This window comes from Buttiauxella sp. BIGb0552, from assembly GCF_004366275.1.
In the GTDB taxonomy this organism is placed as follows: domain Bacteria; phylum Pseudomonadota; class Gammaproteobacteria; order Enterobacterales; family Enterobacteriaceae; genus Buttiauxella; species Buttiauxella gaviniae.
Genome location: NZ_SODY01000004.1, coordinates 420,086 through 436,232, shown reverse-complemented (window position 1 = coordinate 436,232; position 16,147 = coordinate 420,086). Strand labels below are relative to the sequence as shown.

General features: G+C 51.4%; 14 protein-coding genes. 7 read left to right on the top strand and 7 right to left on the bottom strand.

Annotated elements, in window-relative coordinates:
* Nucleotides 1–13: 13 nt before the first annotated feature.
* The gene (locus EDF88_RS14165; protein ID WP_134185281.1) at nucleotides 14–2,062 is read right to left on the bottom strand and encodes a glycoside hydrolase family 31 protein; all 2,049 of its coding nucleotides are present in this window, start codon (nucleotides 2,060–2,062) and stop codon (nucleotides 14–16) included.
* A gap of 258 nt (nucleotides 2,063–2,320) precedes the next feature.
* On the opposite strand from EDF88_RS14165, the gene EDF88_RS14160 reads away from it, so the two are divergent.
* Complete coding sequence (locus EDF88_RS14160; protein WP_134185279.1) at nucleotides 2,321–3,325, top strand: LacI family DNA-binding transcriptional regulator; 1,005 nt, start codon at nucleotides 2,321–2,323, stop codon at nucleotides 3,323–3,325.
* Here the strand turns inward: EDF88_RS14160 and gsiD are convergent.
* From gsiD to EDF88_RS14135, 5 genes are all read right to left on the bottom strand, one after another.
* Nucleotides 3,322–4,233 carry a glutathione ABC transporter permease GsiD gene (gene gsiD, locus EDF88_RS14155; protein ID WP_134185277.1) on the bottom strand — a complete coding sequence of 304 codons (912 nt, stop codon included), beginning with the start codon at nucleotides 4,231–4,233 and terminating at the stop codon, nucleotides 3,322–3,324. The two genes, EDF88_RS14160 and gsiD, sit on opposite strands and share 4 nt — an antisense overlap.
* 2 nt (nucleotides 4,234–4,235) lie before the next feature.
* The gene (gene gsiC / locus EDF88_RS14150) at nucleotides 4,236–5,156 is read right to left on the bottom strand and encodes a glutathione ABC transporter permease GsiC (protein WP_134185275.1); all 921 of its coding nucleotides are present in this window, start codon (nucleotides 5,154–5,156) and stop codon (nucleotides 4,236–4,238) included.
* 74 nt (nucleotides 5,157–5,230) lie between these two features.
* Complete coding sequence (gene gsiB, locus EDF88_RS14145) at nucleotides 5,231–6,769, bottom strand: glutathione ABC transporter substrate-binding protein GsiB (RefSeq protein WP_064512432.1); 1,539 nt, start codon at nucleotides 6,767–6,769, stop codon at nucleotides 5,231–5,233.
* 37 nt (nucleotides 6,770–6,806) lie between these two features.
* Entirely contained in the window at nucleotides 6,807–8,657 is a 1,851-nt protein-coding gene (gsiA, locus tag EDF88_RS14140; protein ID WP_134185273.1) for a glutathione ABC transporter ATP-binding protein GsiA, read from the bottom strand.
* Nucleotides 8,657–9,610, bottom strand: coding sequence for an isoaspartyl peptidase/L-asparaginase (locus EDF88_RS14135; RefSeq protein WP_064512435.1), 954 nt, complete (start codon nucleotides 9,608–9,610; stop codon nucleotides 8,657–8,659). Before EDF88_RS14135 ends, gsiA begins: the two co-directional genes overlap by 1 nt.
* Before the next feature lie 265 nt (nucleotides 9,611–9,875).
* On the opposite strand from EDF88_RS14135, the gene moeA reads away from it, so the two are divergent.
* Entirely contained in the window at nucleotides 9,876–11,108 is a 1,233-nt protein-coding gene (moeA, locus tag EDF88_RS14130; RefSeq protein WP_134185271.1) for a molybdopterin molybdotransferase MoeA, read from the top strand.
* 2 nt (nucleotides 11,109–11,110) lie between these two features.
* Nucleotides 11,111–11,872 carry a molybdopterin-synthase adenylyltransferase MoeB gene (gene moeB, locus EDF88_RS14125; protein ID WP_134185269.1) on the top strand — a complete coding sequence of 254 codons (762 nt, stop codon included), beginning with the start codon at nucleotides 11,111–11,113 and terminating at the stop codon, nucleotides 11,870–11,872.
* Here moeB and EDF88_RS14120 read toward each other — a convergent pair.
* The gene (locus EDF88_RS14120) at nucleotides 11,862–12,692 is read right to left on the bottom strand and encodes a MurR/RpiR family transcriptional regulator (protein ID WP_134185267.1); all 831 of its coding nucleotides are present in this window, start codon (nucleotides 12,690–12,692) and stop codon (nucleotides 11,862–11,864) included. The two genes, moeB and EDF88_RS14120, sit on opposite strands and share 11 nt — an antisense overlap.
* A gap of 114 nt (nucleotides 12,693–12,806) precedes the next feature.
* Between EDF88_RS14120 and EDF88_RS14115 the strand changes: the two genes are divergently transcribed.
* From EDF88_RS14115 to EDF88_RS14100, 4 genes are read left to right on the top strand one after another with little or no spacing between them, the layout of a single operon-like run.
* Nucleotides 12,807–13,094: a PTS sugar transporter subunit IIB gene (locus tag EDF88_RS14115; RefSeq protein WP_134185265.1), complete on the top strand. Its 288-nt coding sequence runs from the start codon at nucleotides 12,807–12,809 to the stop codon at nucleotides 13,092–13,094.
* A 12-nt stretch (nucleotides 13,095–13,106) separates the two neighbouring features.
* Nucleotides 13,107–14,372, top strand: coding sequence for a PTS ascorbate transporter subunit IIC (locus tag EDF88_RS14110; RefSeq protein ID WP_134185263.1), 1,266 nt, complete (start codon nucleotides 13,107–13,109; stop codon nucleotides 14,370–14,372).
* 12 nt (nucleotides 14,373–14,384) lie between these two features.
* On the top strand, nucleotides 14,385–15,185 hold the full coding sequence (locus EDF88_RS14105) for a transketolase (RefSeq protein ID WP_134185261.1): 801 nt from the start codon (nucleotides 14,385–14,387) through the stop codon (nucleotides 15,183–15,185).
* The gene (locus EDF88_RS14100) at nucleotides 15,182–16,105 is read left to right on the top strand and encodes a transketolase C-terminal domain-containing protein (RefSeq protein ID WP_134185259.1); all 924 of its coding nucleotides are present in this window, start codon (nucleotides 15,182–15,184) and stop codon (nucleotides 16,103–16,105) included. The genes EDF88_RS14105 and EDF88_RS14100 overlap by 4 nt, the downstream gene beginning before the upstream one ends.
* The last annotated feature ends 42 nt before the right edge of the window (nucleotides 16,106–16,147 follow it).

The window sequence follows — 16,147 nt, the reverse complement described above, 5'->3', positions numbered from 1 at the left end:
GCATTTTCCAGGGTCAGAATGGACCCACCAGCGCCAGAACCTCTGCGCCATCACGCACAAATAAAGGCAACGTTTCGAGGGGCGCGGCAACGCTTATGAACTTGCCGCCCTGATAGCGTTCACCCGAAGCAACATCAACCCACACGCTGTTAGCGGGCAACCAGACACGACGCTGCCGCTCCCCTGCGTTAACCACTGGCGCAACCAGAATGTCTTCACCAAACAGGTATTGGTCAGTTAGCTGCCAGGCTTGCTCATCCTGCGGATAGTGATAGAACAGCGGACGCATTAACGGCTCGCCGGTCTCATGGGCTTGCTGCATGAGTTTGCGCAGATAGGGCCGCAGCCTTTCTCGTAGTGCTGCGTAACGGCTGAGAATGGCAAAGGTGGATTCACCAAAACTCCATAACTCATTGCCGGCTCCGGTGTTGCATTGTGCGATACCGTCGCGGTAAGGAATTTCAGGTTCAGTAATGGGGTCACGGTGTCCGTGCATGCGTAGCACCGGGCTGAATACCGCCCACTGGAACCAACGAACCAGCAGCTCATGAAAAGCCGGGTCACTCACATCACCGCCATGGAACCCGCCAATATCCGTGGTCCACCACGGGATACCCGCCATGCCCATACTTAACCCGGCGCAGAGTTGGTTACGCATTGATTCAAATGATGAGTGGATATCGCCAGACCAAACCAAAGCGCCATAGCGCTGGCTCCCGGCCCATGCACAGCGCACCAGGTTTACCGGGTTACTTTGCCCCGCTTCGCGCAGGCCATCGTAAAATGCCTCGCTATAATGCAGGGGATAGATATTGCCGGTTTCAAGGGTGTTACCGATGTGATAGCGATAGTTATCATAGTCATAGACGCCATATTCTGGCTCTGCTTCATCGAGCCAGAATAGGTTCACGCCGTTGTCAAAATAGTTCTTCTTACAGACATCCCAGACGAACTTGCGTGTCTCCGGATTCGTCGGGTCGATAAACCGACTGTTGCCTAAAAAATCGAAATTAATGTTTAGCCCTTTGCGGGTATTCACCAGCAAGCCCTGCTGGTTCATGGCAGGATAATTTTCACTTTTGACATCTACCGTCGGCCAGACTGAAACCATCAATTCAGTCCCCATTTCCTTGAGTTCTGCGGTCATCGCTGCGGGGTCGGGCCATTCCCGGCAATCAAACTTCCAGTCGCCCTGCACCGGCCAGTGGAAGAAATCGGCAACAATCACCGCCAGAGGAATTCCACGATCACGATATTCACGAGCAACACTCAGCAACTCATGCTGGGTGCGATAACGTAATTTGGATTGCCATAAGCCCAGTGCAAATTCGGGCATCAACGGGGGTTTACCGGTGGCGTTGGCATAGTTTCTGATGATTTGCGCAGGCGTATCACCTGCCGTTATCCAGTAATCAATATGCGAGGCGGCTTGAGCATGCCAGCGTGTTTCGTTATTCGCAAAAATGGCTTCCCCCACCGCGGGATTATTCCATAAAAAACCATAACCGAGGCTCGACACCATAAACGGCACACTGGCTTGGGAATTACGCTGCGCTAATTCAATGGCACAACCTTTCAAATTAATAAAAGGCTGCTGATACTGCCCCATGCCAGAGATTTTTTCTTGCGGATTAGCTTCAAACCTGACATTTATTTCAAACGCATCCCCTGCTAATGGCTTCATCTCCCGGCCAGATATTTTTAATGCACTTATTTTATTTTTTGCCTGATTCCCTTGCCCCCAAAAATGCTCACCGTTATCTCTTTGCCGCCATAATTCTTCCAGTAAACACTCTTTTTTCTGATTATAAAAAGCAATCCGTCCTTGCTGGTCAACACATGCGCTGACACCCCCATTAATCAGCGTCAGGCTTGTATCATCTCGCTCAAACCTGACAGCAATATCGGGCTGTTCCAGCAAAGCCCAACCCGGAATTTCACTACTGTCAGGTTGAATACCTGAAATAATTCTTAAACTATCTTTACCCCAAGGAAAAATGGAAAGGTAATAACCATTCCATGACCAATACAGCGAATTATTTTTAATTTGTAAGGTGTTCATTATGACCTCGGATTATTTAAAGGAAATTACAACCGTGATTCCGTAAACGTTTCCGATCCTGGTTAACATTAGTCAGCATGTCAATAACGGTATGAGCAAAGGAAGTTATGAAATCTAGCAACTGTGATCTCAGGTTTATTATTTAGAGTTTTTCAGGCCTGCCATGATATATTTATGTGGCAGTCATCCCAAATGGATGAACTGAGCAGTGTACGATATAAATATGGCGCAATCGTCCATGTTGGGGAAAAGGGATAGATGAATATCAAAGAGTTGGCAAAAATACTGGATCTCTCAATTGCCACTGTATCAAGAGCACTCAATAGCCACCCAGAAGTGAGCATCGCAACGCAAAAGCGGGTACTTGAGGCGGCAAATTTGTATGGTTATCGGCCCAATGCTGCTGGTAGGAATCTTCGCAAGGGTAAGGTTAATACGGTGGCACTTCTGCTGCCATCCGGTGAACGGGACAATTTTTACACCGCCTCCTTTTTCATGCGCGTTGCTGCGGGTCTGCAAACCCGCCTGCGCCAGCAGGATATCGATACCATCCTGCACCTGGCACTGGACGATGCAGATGAAAAACTGTGGCTACAAAAAATTGTTGAGCAACAGAAAGCCGACGCAGTCATACTGACCAACACTCAAATCAACGATCCTCGTATTGAGTATTTGTATAAAAATAATTTCCCGTTTGCCACGCTTGGGCGCAGCTCTACCCTGAATGGCGAATTCAACTGGGTAGATCTGGATTTTGCCACGGTGGCAAAAGAAGCGGTGCAACAGGGAAAAATGGCGGGATATAAAAATATTGCGCTGGTCACGTTGGAAAAATCGAGTGCGCAGGGAGCTATCTTCACGGAGGCCTGGCGCGAAGCCTTACGCCAGCAAAACCTGAAAGTGAATGAAGAATATCTCTTCCAGGGTGAAATCAGTGAGGCGTCTGGTTTCGAGGCGCTGTGTTATTTCCACCAGTTGCCCGCGCCTCCTGATTACATCATATTTCTTAGCGATTTACAGATGCTAGGAGCAAGCTTTTATACCCGGCAACAACGCTGTCACTACCCGTTCTTTGCCGGAATTTTTAGCAGCGATATCTCATCATTTCTGCCGATAAAACCTACGGGTTTTGACGTCCCCTTCAAGGTGATAGGTGAAGATTTGGCAACCGCTATTCTCAATGCCATGCAGGGCGAACAAGGACCGGTGCATTCCTTACCAGAGTTATGCCTTGTCACCCGACGGGAACATAAAATGGGTTAACCCTTTATCTTCGGATCCAGCGCATCGCGCAGCCCATCCCCCAGCAAATTAAACGCCAGCACCGTCAGGAAAATCGCCAGACTCGGGAAAAGAGCCACATGTGGTGCAATCACCATATCGGCTCGTGCTTCGTTCAACATTGCCCCCCACTCCGGGGTTGGCGGCTGTGCACCTAAACCCAAAAACGACAAGCTCGCGGCGGAGATAATTGACGTGCCGATACGCATGGTGAAATAGACCACAATCGACGAAACCGTCCCCGGCAGAATATGGCGAAAGATGATGGTTGCGTCCGAGGCACCGATACTGCGCGCCGATTCGATAAAGGTTTGATGTTTTAGTACCAGCGTATTGCCACGTACCAGGCGAGCGAACGCAGGAATACTAAAAATGGCGACCGCGATAATCACATTCGACATGCCGCTGCCCATCACCGCCACCACGGCAATCGCCAGCAAAATCCCCGGAAAAGCAAACAGCACATCGCAGATGCGCATAATCACCCTGTCCCACCAGCCTTCGTAATAACCAGCCAGCAGCCCGAAGAACGTGCCAATCAACGCGCCGATTAATACCGAGAACACTCCTGCGGCCAGCGATATTTGCGCGCCTACCAGCACGCGGCTGAAAATATCGCGCCCGAGTGAATCGACACCAAACCAGTGCAGCATCGACGGGCCATCGTTGAGCCGGTCGTAATCAAAATAGTTTTCCGCATCGAATGGGGAAATCCATGGCGCAATCAGAGCAATAACAATCAAAAACAGTACGAACATCCCAGCAAACATCGCCACAGGTTGCTTACGCAAGCGGCGCAGAAATTCGTGCCAGGGCGTGCGCACTTGGTTTGGCCGAACTATCGGCATCGCGTTCAGTACCGCCTGGCGGCGCCAGTTAAAGAGTCGCATCCTTACTTGTACCTGATAGCTGGGTTAATGGCGGCGTACAGCAAATCCACCACTAAGTTGATAACAATAAATTCCAGCGAGAACAGCAACACTTCCGCCTGAATCACCGGGTAATCACGCATCTCAACCGAATCCACCAGCAGGCGCCCAAGACCCGGCCAGTTAAACACCTTTTCGACCACAATTGAGCCGCCAAGCAGGAAGCCGAACTGTAGGCCCATCATGGTGACAACCGGGATCATTGCGTTGCGCAGTCCGTGTTTGATAACCACCAGCGTTTCGCTCACGCCTTTCGCGCGTGCGGTACGCATGTAATCTTCTTGCAGTACATCCACGAACGAGGCTCGCGTAAAGCGCGCCATCACCGCCGCTACCGCCGCGCCAAGCGTCACCGAGGGCAAAATGTAGTGCTGCCAGCTGTCGGCTCCCACCGTCGGCAACCAGCCCAGTTCGACGGAGAAAACCTGCATCAGCAACATGCCAAGGGCGAATGCCGGGAAAGAGATCCCGGAAACGGCGATAGTCATGCTTAAACGGTCTGGCCAGCGGTTGCGCCAGACGGCAGCAATAATGCCGGTGAACAGGCCGAAAATCACTGCCCAAACCATACTGGTGATGGTCAGCCAGAATGTCGGCATAAAGCGGCTGGCGATCTCTTCAGAAACCGGGCGGCGCGAGACCATTGATGTGCCGAAATCGCCTTGCAGAATATTGCCGATGTAATGCAAAAACTGCTGCCATAGCGGCAAATCCAGTCCTAACTGTTTACGCACCATCTCAATAACGGTGGCGTCTGCTTCCGGCCCGGCAATCAAGCGAGCCGGGTCACCAGGCAACATATGGACGAACAGAAACACCAGCACCGCGACAATCAACAGTGTAGGGATAAGGCCCAGCAGACGTTTGAGGAAGTAGTTAAACAATGGCGCTCCATCGAGTTAGGTATTGCGGTGGATGTCGCTTACGCTAATCCACCTTACAACAGCACAGTCCGTTGTTATTTCAAATCCGCATCATCAAAACTAAATCCGGTATCTGGCATCACATAAAAACCGCTAAGGTTTTTGCTGTGTGCAGAAACCAGTTTTTCCACCACCAGAGGCACCCACGGAGACTCTTTCCAGATGGTGTCCTGCGCATCTTTGTACAGTTTCGCTTTGTCATCACGATTGGTGGTTTTCAGCGCTTCAGTCAAATCTTTATCAACCTGCGGGTTGCTGTAGAAAGCCGTATTAAACAGCGTTGGCGGCCAGTTTGATGAGGCAAACAATGGCGATAGAGCCCAGTCTGCTTCACCGGTCGAGGCCGACCAGCCGGTGTAGAACATTCTCACACCGCTCTCTTTCTGCCCTTTGCCTTCTACTTCAGCGGCACGCTGCCCGGCATCCATTGCAGTGACTTTCACTTTAATGCCGACCTGCGCCAGTTGCTGCTGAGTGAACTGCAATACTTTCTGGGCGGTGCTGTGGTTGTGCGATGACCACAAGGTGGTTTCGAAACCGTTTGGATAACCCGCTTCTTTCAGCAGTTCGCGCGCTTTTGCCGGATCATACGGCCACGGTTTGTATTTTTGCGCGAAATCGATTGATGGCGGCACAACGCCTTCGGCTGGGGTCGCATATCCGGCAAACGCCACTTTCACCAGTGCCTGACGGTTAATGGCATAGTTGATGGCTTCACGTACTTTCGGGTTATCAAACGGCTTTTGCGTCACGTTCATGCTGAGATAACGCTGCATGATGGAAGGCGATGCCACCAGTTCCAGCTTGTCGTTTTTCTCAAGTACCCCTGCCTGCTCGTAAGGGATTGGGAAGGCAAACTGCGCTTCACCGGTTTGCAGCATGGCCGCGCGGGTGTTGTTATCCACCACCGGGCGCCAGGTGATGGTGTCGAGTTTAGGCAGGCCCGGTTTCCAGTAACCGTCGAATTTCTTCACCTTCACAAAATCGGTCTGGTTCCAGGTATCCAGCTGATACGGGCCGGTGCCCACCGGGTGGAAGCCAATCTCTTTGCCGTATTTTTTCAATGCAGCCGGTGAAATCATCGCCGTTGCCGGGTGGGCCAGAATATTAATAAACGCCGAGAACGGCTGTTTGAGGGTGATTTTTACCGTGTTTGCATCAACCGCTTCGGTGCTTGCAATCGCTTTATACAGGTTATAGCGCTTGAGATGGTTTTCCGGATTGCTGGCGCGATCAAGGTTCACTTTCACCGCGTCGGCATTGAAGTCGGTGCCATCCTGGAATTTTACACCCGGATGCAGTTTGATGGTGTAAACCAGCCCATCGTCAGAAACGGTGTAGCTTTCCGCCAGCACATTTTGCAGTTTCATCTCTTTATCAAGACCGAACAGCCCCTGATAAAACGACTTCGCCACTGCCTGCGAAAGCGTGTCATTGGCATCATAAGGGTCAAGCGTAGTGAAGTTGGATGCTACAGCGACGACGACATCTTTTGCAGCAAATGCCGGTGAGGCGATGACGCTGGTCGCAAGACCCGCTGCCAGCAGCCATTTTTTATTCTCAAATATGGTCATTGTGTTCCCCTGTTTATCCTTGGCCGGAATATTATTTTTACTGGGGCCGGGCGACAAAATGCCCCGGCCCCACATTTACAAGCGTTGCAACCTTCGGTTCACTCCCCAGTTTGTGCGTGCTACTGGGGATGTCATCAGAAAGCAAAACCGGTTTTGGACGACGATGCGCGGGATCTGCGACCGGAACCGCCGCCATTAATTTTCGGGTATACGGGTGTTGCGGGTTTTCAAACACCGCGCGTCGTGGGCCTATTTCAACAATTTGCCCGAGATACATCACCGCAACGCGATGGCAAATACGCTCCACCACCGCCATATCATGAGAAATAAACAAAAAGGCAATGCCAAATTCACGCTGTAGGTCGAGTAATAAGTTGATGATTTGCGCGCGAATCGAAACATCCAGCGCCGAGACAGACTCATCGGCAATCACCACTTTGGGATTAAGTGCCAGCGCTCGTGCAATGCAAATACGCTGGCGTTGCCCGCCAGAAAATTCGTGCGGATAACGCCAGGCGTGCTCAGGCAGCAAACCAACACGTTCCAACAACCAAGCGACACGTTGCTGAGCCTGCTCTTTGGGCATCACGTTATGTACCAGTAACGGTTCCATAATCGAATAACCCACCGTCAGGCGTGGGTCGAGTGAGGCGTAAGGATCCTGGAAGATAAACTGGATGTCTTTGCGTACATGCTGCATGTCTGCATTTGACAGTGTGTCGATGCGCTGCCCGTTAAAGCGAATGCTGCCGCCCTGGGTTTCTACCAGCCGCAATAACGCCCGCCCGGTGGTGGATTTGCCACTCCCCGACTCCCCCACCAGCCCTAACGTTTCGCCAGGCCATAAATCAAAACTCACTTTTTCCACCGCATGAACACGGCTGGTGACGCGGTTAAAAATGCCGCTGCGAATATCGAAACGTGTCACTAAATCGCTGACTTGCAGAATGGGAACGGAACCGGGGGCAACGGTGTCTTGCTCAGTTTCCGGTTCTTGTTGCTCTGGATTATCTGGATCAATCAGCGGGAATTTGCAGGGCAAATCGCGCCCATTCATCGCGCCAAGACGTGGCACCGCAGCCAGTAATGTTTTGGTGTAAGGATGCTGCGCTGCATTAAAAATCTGCTCCACAGTCCCCGTTTCAACCACCTTACCGCGATACATCACCAACACGCGCTCAGCAATATCCGCCACCACGCCCATATCGTGAGTGATAAAAATCACCCCCATTTGCATTTCATCTTGCAGGACGCGAATAAGTTGGAGAATTTGCGCCTGGATGGTGACGTCCAGTGCCGTCGTCGGTTCATCGGCAATCAGCACCGCCGGGCGACATGAGAGCGCCATGGCAATCATCACACGCTGGCGCATGCCTCCTGAAAGCTGATGCGGGTAGCGCCCTAAAATAGCTTTCGCCTCTGGGATACGTACTCGTTCGAGCATGCGGCGTGCTTCCTCCATCGCCGCGTGTTTATCAAGCCCTTGATGCAAACGAATAGACTCGGCGATTTGCTCGCCAACCGGAAACACCGGGTTTAACGATGTCATCGGCTCCTGAAAAATCATCGCGATATCAGCGCCGCGCACATGGCGCATTTGCGATGAGCTTAACTCTGCTGGTTCAATCACCTGGCCATTGCGGCGACGCAGCAGGATTTTTTCGCTTTCGACAATGCTCGCTGACTTGTCCAGCAGGCGCATTAACGCCAACGCAGTGACTGATTTCCCTGAGCCAGACTCCCCGACAATCGCCAGTGTTTCACCGCGCTTTAGTGTAAATGACAGGTCTGACACCGCCTGGGTATCGACTTTTTCCTGGCGAAAGCTAACGTTGAGTGCACTGACAGATAGCACTTCATCTTCGGGCAGTTCGTGACTATGGGGCATCAATGCTCCTGGCTACTATAGATTCCAACGCTTGGAGCATCGCCCACATAACCGTAGCCGCGATACATTCCTTCGCTGTTAAAAGGCAGTGCTACATTGCCCTCGTTGTCGATGGCAATCACTCCGCCGCTGCCCTGGAGTGCCGGGAGTTTTTCCATCACCACACGTTCTGTCGCCTGATGTAGGCTGAGACCGGCATATTCCATCAGAGCCGCTATATCGTAGGCTGCCAGCGTCTTCATAAACACTTCGCCGGTTCCGGTACATGAGACCGCAACGTTTGCGTTATTGGCGTAACAGCCTGCGCCAATAATGGGTGAATCCCCGACGCGGCCCGGCATTTTGTTGGTCATGCCGCCTGTTGAGGTAGCCGCCGCCAAATTGCCATATTGATCGAGCGCGACGGCACCGACGGTGCCAAATTTGGTGTCCGGATTAATTGGCTCGCCGCCATCGTGGTCGAGAACGGTTTGGTGGTTAGCTCTGGCACGTTGTAGCTGCTCCCAACGTTCCTGAGTGAAAAAGATGTCTGGCGATACCGGCTCAAGTCCCTGCTGTTCGGCAAAACTTTCTGCCCCGCGCCCAATTAACAGCACATGCGGGCTGTGCTCCAAAACCTGGCGTGCCGCCAGAATCGGGTTGCGGATATGGCTCACACCCGCCACAGCACCCGCTTCAAGGGTGTTGCCATCCATAATACAGGCGTCGAGCTCATGGGTGCCGTCGTGGGTAAAAACTGCGCCGGTCCCGGCGTTAAATAGCGGGCATTCTTCGAGTAACCGCACGGCTTCGGTGACGGCATCCAGCGCACTGCCTCCGGCGGCCAGCAATGCCTGGCCCGCCTCAACAATGTCCGATAATGCTTTGATATAAAGCAGCTCTTTTTCGGGGCTAAGTTGCGCACGAGTGATGGCTCCCGCGCCACCGTGAATCGCGATTACTGCTTTGCTCATTTCGACATTGCCTTGTCAGAGTTCGTTGTATTGTCGGAGTCCGTTGTGCTGTCGGATGGCGCTGCGCTTATCCGAGCTACGGAAACTACGAAAGCTATAAATATCAGAATAGTGACTGTTAACTAATACGATTTTTGAATATAGAAAGATGTAAATGTGATGTAAAGGAAAATGCCTAAGTCGATTACTCCGAATGGGACATGCAGCACCAGGCGTTTCTCTGCCATAATGTCCGACATATTTTTCCCGCGCCGCAGGAGCTTTCATGGAATTTACCGCCGGGCTTATCCCCCTTGAAACCGCAATGGAACAGATGTTGTCGCGTATTGTTCCTGTCACTGAATCTGAGTCCATCCCTTTGCTGACGGCTTGTGGACGCATTACCTCCCACCCTGTCACGTCGCCAATCGATGTACCGGGGTTTGATAACTCAGCAATGGACGGTTACGCGGTGCGCCTGAAAGATATCGCGCTGGGCACGGCGTTGCCTGTCGCGGGGAAAGCCTTTGCCGGGCAGCCCTTTGCAGGCGTCTGGCCGGAAGGAACCTGCATCCGCATTATGACTGGCGCACCAGTGCCGCCAGAAACGGATGCGGTGGTGATGCAAGAGGAAACAACTGTCACCGAAACTGGCGTGCGTTTTAATGAAGAAGTGAGAAACGGACAAAACGTGCGTCTGCGCGGTGAAGATATTCGCCAGGGTGCCAGCGTGTTACCGGCTGGCAAGAAACTGACTGCTGCTGAGTTACCGCTTATTGCCTCTCTGGGTATTGCTAATGTTGCAGTACTGCGCAAAGTTCGCGCAGCCGTGTTCTCCACTGGCGACGAACTACAACTGCCTGGCACTCCACTTGGTGAAGGCCAAATCTACGACACCAACCGTCTTGCGGTGCATATCATGCTCGAACAGTTGGGCTGTGAGGTTACCGATTTAGGGATTATTCGTGATGACCCCGAAGCCCTACGCGCCGCATTTATCGAAGCAGACAGCCAGGCCGATGTGGTTATCAGCAGCGGCGGTGTTTCAGTTGGTGAAGCGGATTACACTAAGCAACTGCTTGAAGAGTTAGGTGAAGTGGGCTTCTGGAAACTGGCGATTAAACCGGGCAAGCCGTTTGCCTTTGGTCGCCTGAAAAACAGTTGGTTCTGCGGCCTGCCGGGTAACCCGGTTTCTGCGGCACTCACTTTCTATCAACTCGTGCAGCCGTTATTAGCCAAATTAAGTGGTCAGCAAGGAAATGCCCTACCGCCACGTCAACGCGCTCGTACCGTTGGGCGTTTGAAAAAATCACCGGGCCGCCTCGATTTCCAACGCGGCATCATGCGCACAGGTGAAGATGGTCAATTAGAAGTGCTGAGCACCGGCCACCAGGGATCACATATTTTTAGCTCATTTAGCCAGGCCAACTGTTTTATCGTGCTGGAACGCGAGCGCGGCAATGTTGACGCAGGCGATTGGGTTGAGGTTGAGCCATTCAACCAGCTGTTCGGGGGCTAAAGATGAGCGCTGAATTAAGCGACCAGGAAATGCTGCGCTATAACCGCCAGATTATTCTGCGCGGTTTTGATTTCGACGGGCAAGAAGCGTTGAAAGCCGCGCGTGTATTGGTTGTTGGGCTTGGCGGACTGGGTTGTGCTGCCGCCCCGTATCTTGCCGCGGCAGGTGTCGGGCACCTGACATTGCTGGATTTTGACACCGTGGCGCTGTCCAATTTGCAGCGCCAGACTCTGCATCGTGATGCCACGATTGGGCAACCGAAAGTAGATTCCGCACGGGATATGCTGGCGGCAATCAATCCCCATATTCAGATTGAAACGGTGAACGCGCTGTTAGACGAGGCGCAACTGTTGGAACGGGTGGCGCAACACGATTTGGTGCTCGACTGTACTGATAATGTGGCGATTCGCAACCAACTTAATCAGTGCTGTTTCACCAGCCAAAAACCGCTGGTTTCCGGTGCGGCGATTCGTATGGAAGGGCAAATCAGCGTGTTCACTTATCAGGATGGCGAACCTTGTTATCGCTGCCTGAGCCGCCTGTTTGGCGAGAATGCGCTGACCTGTGTAGAAGCCGGAGTAATGGCCCCGTTAGTAGGGGTTATTGGTTCGTTGCAAGCGATGGAAGCCATCAAGCTACTGGCTAATTACGGCACACCAGCAAGCGGAAAAATCGTGATGTACGATGCGATGAGCTGCCAGTTCCGCGAAATGAAACTGCCGCGAAATTCGCACTGTGAAGTGTGCGGTAGCGCTAAGACATAAAATATTCGCTTAATTTGTTCGTAATGCTGTCGATGGAGAAAATGCTCTTCTGGTTTGCTTCGCGATGTTCGCTGTAGCGCTCATCTTTTTTCTCCAGAGCATTCAACAAACGATCGACCACCATCATAGTGCCGGCAATTTCCGCAAAACCGCCCTCACCGCCGCTGACACAGGACACTGCGGCCTGTAGATTCCAGTCTGCAAGCTGAGTGAATGGATGAAATGATCCGCGGCTTAACGAAATAATTTTGTAGCCCCGTTGTTTGGCATGCGCCAACATTTGCAGCATATCGGCCGAGACTTCAGTAATGTGAATGGCGATAACAATACCGTCTGGCGTGATGGGTTGATATAAGCGTTCAACCAGACTGGCAGACTTGCCCATGCGCATCAAATTCATTTGCAGCAACATGGCAACCGGCACCGCCGTCCCTACTGCGTAGATAGCAACGTGACTCGCTTCATGGAGTTTTGTGGCAACAGTGTTAAGTTCACCTGAATTAAGAATTTTATTACTGTCACAGATGCTGTCAATAATCGGTTTTAGCTCAGGTTCAACCATCTGGGCTGGCTGATTTGCCCCTTGTTCTAACGCAAGGGCTGTACGGAAATCCGCAAAACCTTTAAACCCCGCAGCCCGACAAAAACGGGTAATACTCCCCTCACTGGTTTCGATTGAATCAGCCAGTTCAGTGATGGTATGTCGCATTACATATTCAGGGTTCTCCGTCACAAAACGTCCCACCTGCCCGAGAACAGGGCTCATCCCACTAATCATATTTCTTATATTTATCAACAGATTAATATTTTCTTTGTTCATTAACTGACCTTTTTATATGAATTTGCAATGCCGATCACAGCTTTGTCTTTCAACTTAAAATAATAATTATTATAGCACCAGGGAATATAAAAATAATTATTATTGGAGGTATAAATGAAAGGCCTTATCGTCTGCCGTACCGGCATGGGCAGCTCTATGATGCTCAAAATAAAAGCACAAAAAATCATCGACAAACATGGCTGGGATATCGATCTCGAACATGATGTTCTTTCAGGATTGAATACTTACCCCGGCATCGATTTCGTTCTGACAATGAAGGATCTTACCGCTGAGGTTGAGGCTTCGGGTTTTCGCGCCATTGGTATTACCGACCTGATGAACAGCGAAGAAATGGAAGCTGCGCTTTCCCAACTTATCAGCGAGAACAACACTTCGCGCTAATCAGGGGGCAACATGGATCTCCTTAAATTTATTGTATTCGACATTCTTGGCGTCACGCCATTGCTGGTTGGTTTTATCGCGCTTATAGGGTTACTTGTCCAGCGTAAGCCTATTGAAAAAGTGCTCTCAGGGACGTTTAAAACTATTGTCGGTTTTCTGGTATTTGCAGGCGGCGCGGGCCTGGCCGTCACTTCGCTGGGTAACTTCCAGACACTGTTCAGCGATGGTTTCGGTCTGAAAGGCGTTATGCCTTTGGCAGAAGCTCTTACCGGGCTGGCACAAACGAAATTCTCACTTTGCGTTTCTCTTATCATGGTGCTGGGTTTCGCCTGGAATCTGGTGTTTGCCCGTTTGACACCCTTTAAGTATATCTTCCTGACAGGTCAGCATAATTTGTATCTGTCTGCCTTGCTAACCGTCACGCTCAAGGCACTGGGCTATAGCGACTTAGTCACCATCAGCGTAGGTTCAGTCATTCTTGGCCTGGCCGCCTGTATTTACCCTGCGATTGCTCAACCCTGGATGAGGAAAATCACCGGTAACGATGAAATTGCGATGGGTCACTACGTTACGCTTGCTTATGCCTTGTCTGGCTGGATCGGTTCTAAAGTGGGCGACCCAAAACAGTCAACCGAAAAGCTGAATCTGCCCGGCTGGCTGGGAATATTTAAAGACTACATCGTTTCCGTTTCCATCTCGGTAAGCATCTTTTATTACATTGCAGCACTGAGTGCGGGCAAAGCAGCCGTCACTGCCGCCGCAGGTGGGATGCACTGGCTGGTTTATCCGCTGTTCCAGTCACTCACCTTTACCGCTTCGCTCTATATCATCATTACTGGCGTACGCCTGCTGCTGTCAGAAATTGTTCCGGCTTTCCTTGGGATTTCGGAAAAATTCATCCCCAATGCTAAACCCGCACTCGACTGCCCGGTGGTCTTCCCTTATGCCCCGACGGCTACAGTGTTGGGCTTCATCTCATCGTTTATTGGTGGGCTGCTGGTCATGGTACTGCTCGCACTGTTTGGGCAAACCGTCATTATTCCAGTAGCGATTCCCTACTTCTTTATCGGAGCAACGGCGGCGGTGTTTGGCAACGCCTCCGGGGGCTGGAAAGGTGCCATCGCAGGCAGTTTTGTGACGGGTATTTTAATCGGCATCGGGCCGGCCCTGATTTATCCCATCATGGAATCCGTTGGGTTATCGGGTACCAGCTTCCCTGAAACCGACTTTGTTGCCCTCGGTTTAATTGTTTACTACATCGGCAAAATGTTGCCCTGATAAGGAGTCACCATGGAAATTCAACCACTCATCGACCATGCCCGTCAGGCCCGGCGCGATATTGTCACCATGATTTATGAATCAGGTATTGGACATCCCGGCGGAGCGCTGTCTATTGCCGATATCCTGACGTGGATTTATTACCAGGAAGTGGATTTGTCCTCCGATTCACGTAGCCGGGTGGTGATGAGCAAAGGACATGCTGTCGCTGCGCAATATGCCCTGCTGTACCAATTCGGTTTTATTCAGCGTGATGAATTCCACACATTCCGCCAGATAAACTCGCGCCTGCAAGGGCATCCGAGCATCAAAGCGCTACCACAGGTAGATGCCACCACAGGGCTGCTGGGACAGGGGCTGTCTATTGCGCTCGGCATGGCAGCGGCGAAACGTCTGAAAAAGGAACCACATCGCGTATTTGCGATTGTGGGCGATGGCGAAATGCACGAAGGCCAAATTTGGGAAACGCTGCAACAAGCCAGCCATATGAAGATGGACAACCTGACGGCCATCATTGATTACAATGGTTTTTCATCCCATGACCCGGTCAATGAAGTGATTAACCTTGAGCCGTTGGCCGATAAACTGCGCTGCTTTGGCTGGCACGTTATTGAATTGCACGATGGCAACGATATGCGCCAGGTCGCCGATACCTTCCTGTTAACCCGCCATTTGCGACATAAGCCGATTGCCATCATTGCGCATACGGTGAAAGGCAGTGGTGTGAGTTACATGGAAAATAATGGCGACTGGCATTCTAAAACCCCCACCGCTTCCCAATATCAACAGGCAATGGAGGAGCTTAGCGTATGAAAGCCCCAAGAGATGAAATCGGCAATGCACTGATTGCCTTAAAAAACCAAGGTTATCCGCTGGTTGTTATCGATAGCGATCTGGCCAGCTCTACCCGCACCGACCAGTTTCAGGCACAGTTTCCCGAACACTTTTTTGAGATGGGTATTGCCGAAGGCTCAGCCATGAGCTTTGCCATCGGCCAGGCATTAGAAGGTCACATTCCGTTTTACGTCAACTTCGCGATGTTTGTCACCGGCACCGCCTGGACACAGTTGCGCCAGGCCTGTTATGCAGGAGCCAATATCAAACTAGTGGGTAGCCACCCAGGCATGGACGATGGCCCGGACGGCGCATCACACCACGCGCTGGAAGATTTGGCCCTGACCCGTGTGCTGCCGGGGATTACCGTGCTTTTGCCTGCTGATGCAGAGGAGGTTGTCGAAGCATTTGAACAGGCGATTAACATTAAAGGCCCGGTGTATATCCGCGTCGCCCGTGAACCAATGCCAGTACGTGATAAAACTAAAGTACCGCGTGTGATGGATATCGCCGCCATTGAGGATACGGGCAACGATTTTGCGATTCTGTACGAAGGCACCTGCCTGGAACAGGCAATGTCTGGTTATCAGGGGCTGCTGGCAGAAGGGAAAAAAGGCAAGTTGATTCATGTTGCCTGCCTTAAACCTTTTAACGAGCAACGCTTCTGCCAGTTAGTTAAAAATGTTGGCGTGCTCGCCACCATAGAAAACCATACCGTCAATGGAGGGTTGGCAGGGTTAATCGCTGAAATGCTCATAAAACATGGGATCAACCCACGCACCGTTCGTTTAGGCACACAGGATACATTCACTGAATCGGGTAACAGCCGTCAGTTGAAAGCCAAATATGGCATCAGCGGTGAACAGCTTCAGGCACAAATCAGTTCATTAATTGATTAGTTGAACAGCAGGCCAGATGCTTCTGGCCTGCCTTTTTACGGA